Source organism: Chryseobacterium contaminans (assembly GCF_001684955.1).
Lineage (GTDB): Bacteria > Bacteroidota > Bacteroidia > Flavobacteriales > Weeksellaceae > Chryseobacterium > Chryseobacterium contaminans.
Map to the genome: position 1 here is coordinate 1 of NZ_MAYF01000022.1, position 11,610 is coordinate 11,610.

Sequence of the window (11,610 nt, forward strand, 5' to 3'; positions counted from 1 at the left end):
GGGCTTGTGCTGAAGAACTTATCAGCAACAGGCCTACAGGAATGAGTATTTTTTTCATCGTTTGTTAGTTTTTGTAGTTATATTTCATTTCCTTTACTATCTTTCCGTTAGCATCCACAACTTTTTCAAGTCTATTAGCTGAATCGTAGAGGTAACTTTCTCTGATGCCGGATGGTGGAGTGATGCTTCTTACTCCAATTAAAGGATCGTAAGTGTAAGTGGTGATTTGATAGCCACCTAAATTACTTTTAAAGGTATTAAAAGCATTTAGCAAATTGGTCTCATCATTATTTCTTTCCGCTGCTGCATCTGTATTAGAGGCATTCACAATACTGTCAATAAGGGACTGACTGATATCCGAAAGTTTAGCTCCAACTATTTTGGCAATAGGTTGGGTTCCATTATAGCCCCAGATGATTACCGTTGAAATGCCGTCTTTGGTGGTGTATTGTTGAAGATTTCCTTTAGAATCATACTTATCATAAGTGACTTCTGTATGAGCTATACTAAGGTTTTGAAGGTCATATGATTGAACAGAAGTCGGCAGAATAAGTCCCGAGGTTTTAGTATTGGCTTCTGTTTGGGTTACTGGGTAAGTAGTTGATATTTTAAAAAGGGTTTTGGTAGTGTTTTCAGTTTTTTGAGTTATAATTGTTTCCAGAGGAATATCAATCATATTTTTACTTATCATCAATTGATTACCTTTCTGGTATGCAAAGTCCATTTTAGAGCTAATTTGTATACCTTCTGAATAAGATTCACTTTTTAAAGTTATCTGAGTAGGGAACAAGGGCTCATCATAGAAATAATCAATAATTTTTGATTTTTTCTTTCCATCATTAAAATATTCTGTAATCGTTTCTTTTTTTAATAAAAAGGCATCGTTATGTCTTACTAAGATTGGAAATGGACCAGGACTACTATTAGTATTAACTCCAATATATGAAGGAAATATGCCATTTATAGAAACATCAGGTTCCATCATTGATGCTCCCGAAGACGTATCTCTTAATGGCTTCCCTCCTGATAAATAATCAATAGGCGAAATCAAATGGTATAAGATCATCTTAATATTTCTTTCTAACTGATAATCTGTTGTGACCTTCGGTGGTCCAGCAAGATAGAAATCTCTTTTTACTACTTTAAGGGTATCGTTGGTATTGTTCAAAGCAATATACTTTAATAACTGCCCATTTCTCCAGTCCCTACTTTCCATAAACTCGTATCTAGCAGAAGTACTTTCCGTTGTTGCAAGAAAGTTATCTCCTGTTTCTAATGGAGACTCTACATAATATTGAAATATTTCTTTTCCCTTAACAGTATTTGCAGCATTTGTCTTAACAACCTCAACGTTAGTATACCCAATAGTTTTCCCTTGAGTTCTCATTCCATTAATTGCAGGTCTTACAGAAACTTCTATAGCATCATTAATCGTTTTACTAACAGCTGGCCCAGTACCATCTGGGCACTGACCAGTTTTTATGACTCCTATTCTATTATTTTTCGTATACATAGGAATATTAAATAAAACTCCACTAGAAAGTAGACCATTCCCATTTTTAGTATATGAATATTTTGTTGAATATTTGTATTGGCCATCATTATCATAATTTTTAATTTCTTTGATACGTATTCCTCCTCCTAATATAATTGAATCATGACCAGCATTTGGATCTGGAATATCCCAGCTAAAGGCAATCTGTGAATAAAAGTAAATATAGTCTGAAATATTGCCATATGAACTAAGTCCCCCCCAGTATATATGTTTTATTTCTGCATAGATCTTTTGAGCTGGTACATTAAGATTATTAAACTTTCTAAACTTCATTGTAACTTCATCTTTTAAAGGAGAACTTTGAAGCCAATATTTTTTTACACCATTCTCATAATAATAGATAGCAATTTCAGCTCGTAGATAACTATCATTTAAAGAGTTAGAAAAACTAGACGCGCGAAATGTAGAACTATAAGACATTGTCAATTCCAAATCCAAATCTTTCCTATAGCTTGAGAGATCTATTTCTTTAACAAAGATTTTCTCTGTGCCATAATTTATTGTTGGTGTATGAGAATAATTGATATTTTCCCCCTGTACAGATCCACTTATTACAAAAGAATCTCCTCTTGGAAGAGTTTTTTTCTTCGCTAAATAATAATGTTCTTCACTAGGTTCATATAACATTGAACTTGCCGTATTGGGTTCATAAATAAATTCATTTTTACCTCCTTCAGGATAAGTAACAGATTTTAAAGAGAATGTTTTAGTAAACTCGGGCTCCACATTTTTATTAGCTATTCTGGCAATAGTAGAACCTAATTCCTCAATCCAACCATCAACAGTTATTATTGAATTTCCAGAGAATTTATAATATTTTATAGGAACATTGGGATATCCATAATTATTAAATTTACCATTAAAATATCCCCAGTGATCAGTTGCATAGGATAATCTTTGTGCCATTTTATTCTCTTCATAATATTGAAAAGAAGTTGTTATACATTTTCCATGCTGATCACATTCCTGATAGGAAAGAAGCTTAAGTCTTTTGGTTATATCTTCTGTTGGATCATTAGCAGAAGAAGGATCTGGAATTGTTTCAAAATAACCATAATTGAATCTTTTTTCAGAAATAAATCGTCCTGATTTATCCTTAACAAGAATTTTGTCCAACTTTTTTAAATTACTAAAATCCAATCTATCGGAATATACAAAACTAACCACAGCATCTGACGTTTCTATTTTTTCAGGAAGAGCTTCTTGCATTTCATACGTTATATCAAAACTTGGTACTTCTGGAGTAGATGGTTCAGTAACTACTCCTCCACAGGCTCCGGTACTGAAAGCGTAATTAGTATATGGAATTGTTATTGTTTGAGGTGCAAGCTCTCTTCTGAAATAGTGATTAGATAAATATGAAAAGTTAATTTCGTTATTATCTATTCCTTTTATCTTTTTAATCTTCCATGCATTTACCCCATAATAATTACTAGTCATCATTGATCCTGTAGCATTAGAGGTTTCTATTCCATCCCCTCCAAAAATGTATTTTAGACCATTAGTTGTAATTACATTAATGGTATCTATTCGATTATGTTCCAAACTTAGATTCTTAATAAAATAGCCTATTTTCATATCTGATATTGGGAAAGTTACTATTTTCTTATCCTTAGGATTGTAAAAAAAACTTCCAGAAAAATTATCGATCGATAAACTAAATTCGTCAGACATTAGATCAGCAATTGAAGATTGGCTGGAAAGTCCAAAAGCAGTCATCTTTAACCTTAACTCTTGATTATCAATCCCACTATTAAGAAAGCTCTCTATATTATCATCATGCCTCATCACACCATTCTCATCTGTATAACCATTAATTTTACGTGTAATAGGAGATATTGTATTAATTGACCAGCCTAAACCTACAGATGTAGCAATTTCTGATACTAAAATACCACCCGAGTGATAATTCAAAGTGATAGGAACTTCAACACTACCTGACTTAACAGTATAAATTGGAATTGAAATATCAGGTACTCCTGTATAGTTAGAAACTGGTGTTTCCCGATATTTTAACAAACTACTTGTTTCAGGTGCATAAGGATAAATATTTTTGGGATCTTTAAAAATTTGTGAAAACCCCAATGAATATATTAATATGAATATTATTGTTATTAAAATCTTCTTCATTATTTCTATTTCTTAATCAGTTTAGCATTCGCTGTTTTATTATTATCAGTTTTTATAGTCACTAAATAGGCTCCCTGTACTAAAGCCTGGGTATTCATCTTAGTCACTCTGTTCCTGGTTTTAAAGTTCTGAAGCTGTCTTCCGCTCATATCATACAGCATAATATCAGCCTCTTTGAAGTCAAAGCCTATTTCTACATACGCATAATCGGATACCGGATTTGGGTAGATCTTGATATCATATTTCTCTATCAGATCATTCACTTGTTTATCACCCAGCTTTACAATCTTCCAGTTCTCTTTTCCCAGTTCCTTAGCACTTGTTCCAGCCAGGATAATGGAACCATCGCGATTCAGCTTCAAGTCTGAAAGCCTTTCTTCTTTCTGTCTGGATTCTCCTGCGACATGCTTTCTCCATTGTTCATTCCCGTTGCTGTCCAGGTAAAGCATCCAGAATGTTTCATCATCTTTTTCTATTCTTCCTTCGGCCTGAGTGTAACCGCCTAAAAGAATTCCTTTAGATTGATTGTCTGCGGAATGAATCACACTCATTCCCATCAAAATATCCCGGTTCTTGAAATTGTAGGACTTTTGCCATTGTTCTTCACCTCTCTCATTAAGAGAAATTAACCAAAGGTCTGTTCCTTCTTCTAATCCGACAGTTTTATTACCTGATCTTTCTGATCTGGATTCTCCACCAATGATAAAGCCTGTTGAAGTCAATGCCAGAGCTCTCAAATGATCATCGCCTTTTCCTCCAAAGTTCTTTTCCCATTCTACCTTACTGTCTTTAGAGATTTTTATAATCCAGTAATCTCCTTCGCCAAAGTTTTCAGTTTTCTTTGAACCACTTACAGAGCTTCTGGAATAGATGCCTAATAAAGCTCCGCCATCACGGGTAGGAATTATTTTCTCTACTTCATCTAAGCCCTTTCCACCTAAGATTAACTGTGAAAGTTCTTTACCATCTTTATCCAGTTTAATGATCCATACATCCTTAGAGCCATAACCCTTAGATGAGTTTTGTACGTTTCCAGCCACAATAAAACCTAGATCAGTAGTTTGAATTACCGCTTTAGCTTCTTCATCCGAAGAAGTTCCTAAAGTCTTTTGCCAAAGTTCATCACCGAATTCATTAATTCGGATAAGCCAGATATCTGAACCGCCTTTGGAATTATCTTTTTTATCCAGACCTTTTCCTGAATAAGAAGTTCCTGAAATTAAAAATCCACCATCTTGGGTGCTTACCGTTGCAGATAAATAATCATGACTCTGTCCTGAAAAATATTTTTCCCAGACCTCATTCCCTTGCTGGTCAAGTTTAATCACATGAAAATCGTAACCATTGTTTTGTTTGTTTTCTTGTTTAAGTTTGCTGATCTGAATTGAGCTTCCTGTGATAAGATACTGCTGATCGATGGTAGTGGTCACCTGGCTTAGAAAATCTTGTGTGGAAGATTTAATATCTTTTTGCCAAACAACTTGCTGAGCTGATATGCTAAGCATTGTGCATAAAGTATATGCACAGAGATAAAGCTTTTTCATCCTCTTGTTTTTTTGAGTTAGTATTAGTTTGATCTTTTCGCAAATTTAACTTTTTTTAACATGTTTTTTTGTTTCATGTTAAAGTGATTTAATATGATTTTTATCACAATTTTGTGGAGTTAATAATTATTTGTTTTGCATTGAAACAAAAGTACTTGTCAGGTACGCCAAATCATGTCGTATTAAAATTATTTTACCGTTCATGGAAATACCATAAATAGTATGATTAGGTTGGTAAGAGTTGGAATAGGATTATTATTGAGATAAGATTAGTATATATTGGTACTATGTTGCAGATTTTTTATAGCTGCTTATTCATCAGTGTTTGTATAAAATAATGGCCTGATTCTGTGAAATGATTTCTGGATTTTCAATGATACCTTTCATCTTTTCAATATAATCAGATGAATATTGATCTGGAAAAAAGTTCTTTATGGAATCCAATTCAGAAACAATATCTTCTGTTTTCTTTGTCAGTACTATATCAATAAGCTTCCCTTCGGGATTTATAATATATCGAATTGGGTAGATTACCTCTATGCACATTTTTGCAAGGGTGTCCATTTTGGAATCCGAAATGTCCTCATTTTTTCTAAAGTCAAATGCTGAGAAAAGAAAGTGATAATATCCATTTTTAATTCCTTCAATATCTAATCTTACTTTGTTTTCATATTTTGCAAGGATTGTATCATCGGAATAGGTAGTCTGGGTAATTTGATAATTTCCTTCCCAGAGTTTAAAGTCAAAAGGAAATTTTCCTTTAGCTGGGAAATCATAGAAACTTTGATTATTGTCTCTGATTTTTTTTGTTGAGCTCAAGGATTTCAGTTGATGATGGAATATAGATTTTCATCCCCTGAACAATATCACCAGTAAAGCGTTCAGACAAAGAACAATTTTGATTATGATAATCCCTTAAACACTCAGGATTTTCAAGCTGTATCTCATTACAGAGATCAGTAAGGGTTTGTCCTGATTTGGTATAATAAATTATCATTGAATTTGTGTCTTTTATGATTGCAAGTATACTTAAAATTCTTTAAAAGCTATATAGGTATTTTCCTCATACTTTGAATTAATATTTCCTGTTGGGATTGATTGGGTGGATTTAAATGAGATTACTATAGAATATTGTAATATGTGTTGGTACTATGTAGTAGATTCTTTGTTAAGCCATCCATTAGTTGGTTTTAGAAAAAAAATAACCTTGATCGTTTGGATCAAGGCTAAATATTGAAGAGATAAATAATCTTTTAATTATTGTTTTGTAAAAATCAAATCTTTTGTTTCGGGTAAATAAATATTAATATCTGTTCCTGGTGGGCATCTGCTATCATCAAGAGTAGTATCATTAGGTTTATATTCCCATGAGATTTGTGTAGAATTTATTTTCTTTAAAATGATTGTTCCCCATCCAACACGACAGTTTGTTCCACTATAGAAAAACATTACCGAATTTTCATTGGGTTTTGTGCGTATGCTATAAAATTCTATTTTTGGAGAGCTATTATTCTTAGTATCTTGTAAAATTATATTAGAATTTTTCACAATATATTTTACGTCTAATATGTCAGAATAGTAATTCTTCCTAGAACTTTTCTGTAAAGCATTTTCAACCTTTGTTATATATAATGTTATATCTTTTCCCTGAAAGTTAGTGTTGTAGGTTCCAATATAAGGTGTTAATTCATTATTTAAGTCTTTTACATAAGCATTGGCAACTATAGAATTTAAAGAAACATTTAAAGGCAGTATTATTTGGGCTTTACATGGTAAGAAACTTATGAGTATGCTAAAAAGTATAATCGTTTTTATATTTAATGTCTTCATATTTATTAACAAGTTGTTGGAGTTGGGGTATTATTACCGTCTAAATCAATGTTTTTTATCACTGTGTCATTATTTTCAATTCTTTGGAGTCTTACTTTTCCTTCTAACCCCATATTCCTTAGAGTTTCGAAAAATAATTTTTCTACTCCTAGATTATTTATAGTTCCATTACTATTTATGTAAGTATTTCCACTCCGTCCAATATCAGTTAGTTCACTCTCGATTTTTATATAATCTGCAATCTGATTATCTATTTCCTGTTGAGAAAAATTTTTTAAGGCATCTTGATAATTGCCGTCGAAAATAGCTACATAATGCATGCCATTTGGAGCAACCATCCCCATATAGGCGTTTTTTACATTTAAAGCATCATGTGTAGGCTGAGCTCTTGCAAAACCTAATAATTGATCGATATCTGGTGGAGATAACATTGGTATTCCTGATGTAGTATGGTTGTGATAACCTCCTGCATAACCTGTTTTATCTCCAAAATTCACACTGTGAGCACCACCAGTTATTGTTTCAGATGGTGTTCCATCAACTTTAAATTTTACACCTATTTCACCACCTTTAGGGGCGTGGTCTTTTAGCTCTTTAATCTTAGATTTTACATCATCTTTTTGTAACATATTTTTACTTCTTTCACAAAGATTCTGATTGCTTTGATTTTGAGAATGGTTACTACTACCACTACCACCACCACTAAATTCAGGTCCACCACCACTCATGCCACCCCCAAAACCATTATGGTCGACATAGGGAAAGGTAACAGGTCCAGGAGAATCAACAATAATTACAACTTCTTCTATAGGTTGTTCTTCTTCTCTACCTCCTCTTGATGTTACAGAGGCAGAATTATAAAAGTTTTGAAACTTTGAAATGATACGTTGTACTTCAGGAGTGTCATCTTTTGCAACTGTAAAATTTACCCAATCTCTTTGTGGATTTATCACACCAATTATAAAAGCATTTACTTTATCGTCTTTCATGATAGGGTAGACAATAACTTTTGAAGTTTCTCCATATGTTAAACTTCTCAGGTCAAAATAAATATCACCTACTTCTTTCTGGAATTTCTGAGCAAAAGCTGGATTTTTGTTCATAAACGCTTGAATGATTTCTTTAAACGGTTTATGATAGCTGATGTATTCAGAGTTGTTTTTTTGTGTGCTTTTTTGAGTAATTAAGTTACTCTCAAATCTTATAAAGGCTTCAATTTTCTCTCTTTCTGTTCTTTTTTCTTCTTGCATGGTTTCATCTGTTCTACAAGAATTGAAAAAGAATAAGACGGTTACTACTAACAGTAACTGTGAAATAACTTTTCTGGTCATTTATTTTTTTATTTTTTTAGGTTGGCAAAAATAGAAATATTTTTTATTTCACAAAATGAAGATTTAAAAATATCTTGCAATTATCTTTAGACAAAGGAGCGTTTGTTATTTTTTTATGTCGTTTAAGGTTTCATGGATCAGTCTCAAAAGTTGGGGGGAATTTTAGTTATAAGAAATTGGAATAAAAAAACAGGTACGTTATATAAAAACAAAAACCACCCTTGAAAAAGGATGGTTTGTAGACCCACAGGGATTCGAACCCCAGATGACTGAACCAAAATCAGTAGTGTTACCGCTACACCATGGGTCTGTTTTGATGCTGCAAAACTAGAAAAATTATTTGAACTACAAAAATCAAAATTAAAAATTTATTGCTATCATTTCGTGGTAACGGTCTTATCTGTTGATATCCAAATAATTATTTTTTAAGAAAAATTTTTAGAATGAGGAAGATTTTTAATCCTAAATAATAAAATCTTATCTTTGCAAAAAAATTGGGCTCCAAAAGTTGGAGTAACCCATTAATAACTTATCCTTAGCAACGCAAAAGGATTATTAAACATTTTTTATGTCAAATATTGTCGCAATCGTTGGACGTCCCAACGTAGGAAAATCCACGCTTTTTAACCGTTTATTAGAAAGAAGAGAGGCTATTGTAGATTCTACAGCCGGTGTAACCAGAGACCGTCACTACGGAAAGTCTGACTGGAATGGAGTAGATTTTACCGTAATTGATACCGGAGGGTATGATGTAGGTACAGATGACATCTTTGAAGAAGAAATCCGTAAGCAGGTACAGTTAGCAGTAGATGAAGCTACTTCCATTATCTTTATGATGAATGTGGAAGAAGGCCTTACGGACACTGATCACGAAATTTACAGACTCCTTAGAAGATCAAACAAACCAATCTATATTGTAGTTAATAAAGTAGATTCAGCAAAGGAAGAACTTGCAGCAACAGAATTCTATCAGCTGGGAATCGAGAAATATTATACACTTTCTTCAGCTACAGGTTCTGGAACCGGGGATTTATTAGATGATATTGTCAAAGATTTCCCTACTACAGAATATAAAGATCCTTTTGAGGGGCTTCCTAAAATTACGATCGCGGGTCGTCCGAACGTAGGAAAATCTACAATGACCAATGCTTTATTGGATGTTGAAAGAAATATTGTAACAGATATCGCAGGAACTACAAGAGACAGTATCCAGACTTTATACAATAAATTCGGCCACGAGTTTGTATTGGTAGATACAGCCGGGATGAGAAGAAAGTCTAAAGTAAATGAAGACTTGGAATTCTATTCTGTCATGAGATCTATCCGTTCTATTGAATATTCTGATGTGGTGATCATCATGGTAGATGCTACTCAGGGATGGGAGTCCCAGGATATGAATATCTTCGGATTGGCACAGAAAAACAGAAAAGGAATTGTAATCCTTGTCAATAAATGGGATTTGATTGAAGACAAGCAAACCAATACAATGCGTGATTTCGAAAAATCAATCAAAGATAAAATTGGTCAGTTCCAGGATATTCCAATTCTGTTTGTATCAGCTCTAACGAAACAAAGAATCCTTAAAGCGGTAGATGTAGCAATGGAGGTTTATGAAGATCGTAAAAAGAAGATCAAAACTTCAAAACTGAATGAAGTAATGCTTCCTATTTTTGAAAATACACCACCACCGGCGTTGAAAGGAAAATATATTAAAATTAAATATTGCGTTCAGCTTCCTACACCATCACCACAGTTTGTATTCTTCTGCAACCTGCCGCAGTATGTGAAAGAACCATATAAGAGATTTACTGAAAACCAGCTGAGAAAAGAATTCGGGTTTACCGGAGTTCCGATTGAAGTATATTTCAGACAAAAATAAAAATGACTTTTTAATAAAAATCTGGTGAGGGAAACCTTACCAGATTTTTTATAGATATACTATTCGCTGCCAAACTTCAATTTCATTTTTTAGTTGTAATTTTGCAGCAATTAATGTTTACTAACTATAATTAAAAAACCAAAATCTTCATGCTTACTATTTTATCGCAAAATTTTTCCCTTGTTAATGAATGGATTAATGAACTTCGAAATATTCAGGTTCAGTATGACCGAATGAGATTCCGAAGAAATATGGAAAGAATCGGAGAAATTGCGGCCTTTGAAATCAGTAAAGGACTGGAAGTAAGAGATGTTGAAATCCAAACTCCTTTAGATACCATTAAAAGCAGGGAAATTGCAGTACAGCCGGTAATTACAACCATCTTAAGAGCAGGTGTTCCCTTATTTGAAGGAATTCTTAACTATCTTGATAGAGCAGATTGCGGTTTCGTAGCAGCTTATAGGAAACATGATGCCAATGATTATTTCTCAATCAAGCAAGACTATCTAACTTGTCCGAGCATTGAAGGAAGGCCTCTTATTGTAGCAGATCCCATGTTGGCTACCGGAGCTTCGTTAATTGAAGCGATCAAAGATTTATTGACTAACGGAAATCCGACCCAGCTTCATATTGTAGCAGCCATTGCTTCAAGACAAGGTGTTGAAACCGTTCAGAATGCCTATCCTGATGCTCATATCTGGGTAGGAGCCATTGATGAAGATTTGACATCAAAAGGATATATCACTCCAGGATTGGGTGATGCCGGAGATTTAAGCTACGGAGAAAAATTACAAAGATAATTTTAAGAAAGATTCCAGAAATCTTTTATTAAATTCAATAATAAATTAGGTCGTACTTTATCCATGGGATGTTTTGTCTCTGGAAGTACGGCCAATTTTGCATTAGGTAGGCTTCTGTAAACATGGGCGCTTTCTTCAAGAGTTACCATATTGTCCTTATCTCCAACCATAATCTGAACAGGAGTATGAATAGAAGCAAGATGGTCTTTTAATGGTGGATTTTTCCCAAGATCAATCATTAAATCAGCTATGGCAGGAAGTAATTGCTTCCATTTCGAACCATGTTGTTTTTCTAAAAGTTGAGCATATTGTGGAACCTTTTCAAGGATAGCTTCCGGGTTAAGCATTTTACTTTCCTTTAAAGCCTGTTCCTCTGTCCAATCGAATTTTGTTCCCAAAGTCATAATGGAATTGATATTTTCAGGATGTTTCATCGCATAACAAAGGGCAATATAGCCGCCCATGCTGTGCCCCAGAATATATACATCCGTTAAATTATTTTCTGTACAATATTCCGTTAATTCCTGAGTGTATTTTTCTA

Annotated in this window: 8 protein-coding genes and 1 tRNA gene; 2 read left to right on the top strand and 7 right to left on the bottom strand. The window is 33.5% G+C overall.

Annotation, left to right across the window (positions count from 1 at the left end; all coding sequences use genetic code 11):
* Positions 1–64: 64 nt before the first annotated feature.
* From BBH99_RS02450 to BBH99_RS02480, 6 genes are all read right to left on the bottom strand, one after another.
* Positions 65–3,685 carry an RHS repeat protein gene (locus BBH99_RS02450; protein ID WP_123872963.1) on the bottom strand — a complete coding sequence of 1,207 codons (3,621 nt, stop codon included), beginning with the start codon at positions 3,683–3,685 and terminating at the stop codon, positions 65–67.
* A gap of 5 nt (positions 3,686–3,690) precedes the next feature.
* The gene (locus tag BBH99_RS02455) at positions 3,691–5,229 is read right to left on the bottom strand and encodes a T9SS type A sorting domain-containing protein (protein WP_066691482.1); all 1,539 of its coding nucleotides are present in this window, start codon (positions 5,227–5,229) and stop codon (positions 3,691–3,693) included.
* A 318-nt stretch (positions 5,230–5,547) separates the two neighbouring features.
* The gene (locus BBH99_RS02460; protein ID WP_066691484.1) at positions 5,548–6,048 is read right to left on the bottom strand and encodes a hypothetical protein; all 501 of its coding nucleotides are present in this window, start codon (positions 6,046–6,048) and stop codon (positions 5,548–5,550) included.
* Positions 6,049–6,486: 438 nt separating this feature from the next.
* Entirely contained in the window at positions 6,487–7,059 is a 573-nt protein-coding gene (locus tag BBH99_RS02470) for a DUF6705 family protein (protein ID WP_123872965.1), read from the bottom strand.
* 5 nt (positions 7,060–7,064) lie between these two features.
* Positions 7,065–8,390, bottom strand: coding sequence for a hypothetical protein (locus BBH99_RS02475; RefSeq protein WP_066691494.1), 1,326 nt, complete (start codon positions 8,388–8,390; stop codon positions 7,065–7,067).
* 239 nt (positions 8,391–8,629) lie between these two features.
* Positions 8,630–8,700, bottom strand: a tRNA-Gln gene (locus BBH99_RS02480).
* A gap of 258 nt (positions 8,701–8,958) precedes the next feature.
* Between BBH99_RS02480 and der the strand changes: the two genes are divergently transcribed.
* Together der and upp are read left to right on the top strand one after the other, a co-directional pair.
* Complete coding sequence (der, locus tag BBH99_RS02485) at positions 8,959–10,269, top strand: ribosome biogenesis GTPase Der (protein WP_066691495.1); 1,311 nt, start codon at positions 8,959–8,961, stop codon at positions 10,267–10,269.
* Between the two features lie 149 nt (positions 10,270–10,418).
* Complete coding sequence (upp, locus tag BBH99_RS02490) at positions 10,419–11,069, top strand: uracil phosphoribosyltransferase (protein ID WP_066691496.1); 651 nt, start codon at positions 10,419–10,421, stop codon at positions 11,067–11,069.
* 2 nt (positions 11,070–11,071) lie between these two features.
* Here upp and BBH99_RS02495 read toward each other — a convergent pair.
* Positions 11,072–11,610: alpha/beta fold hydrolase (locus BBH99_RS02495; protein ID WP_066691498.1), on the bottom strand; the 539-nt coding region annotated here is incomplete at its 5' end.

Excerpts from the sequence above, each read along its gene's own strand:
- BBH99_RS02450 (WP_123872963.1), bottom strand. The coding sequence starts at position 3,685 with ATGAAGAAGATTTTAATAACAATAATATTCATATTAATATATTCATTG.
- BBH99_RS02455 (WP_066691482.1), bottom strand. The coding sequence starts at position 5,229 with ATGAAAAAGCTTTATCTCTGTGCATATACTTTATGCACAATGCTTAGC.
- BBH99_RS02470 (WP_123872965.1), bottom strand. The coding sequence starts at position 7,059 with ATGAAGACATTAAATATAAAAACGATTATACTTTTTAGCATACTCATA.
- BBH99_RS02475 (WP_066691494.1), bottom strand. The coding sequence starts at position 8,390 with ATGACCAGAAAAGTTATTTCACAGTTACTGTTAGTAGTAACCGTCTTA.
- der (WP_066691495.1), top strand. The coding sequence starts at position 8,959 with ATGTCAAATATTGTCGCAATCGTTGGACGTCCCAACGTAGGAAAATCC.
- upp (WP_066691496.1), top strand. The coding sequence starts at position 10,419 with ATGCTTACTATTTTATCGCAAAATTTTTCCCTTGTTAATGAATGGATT.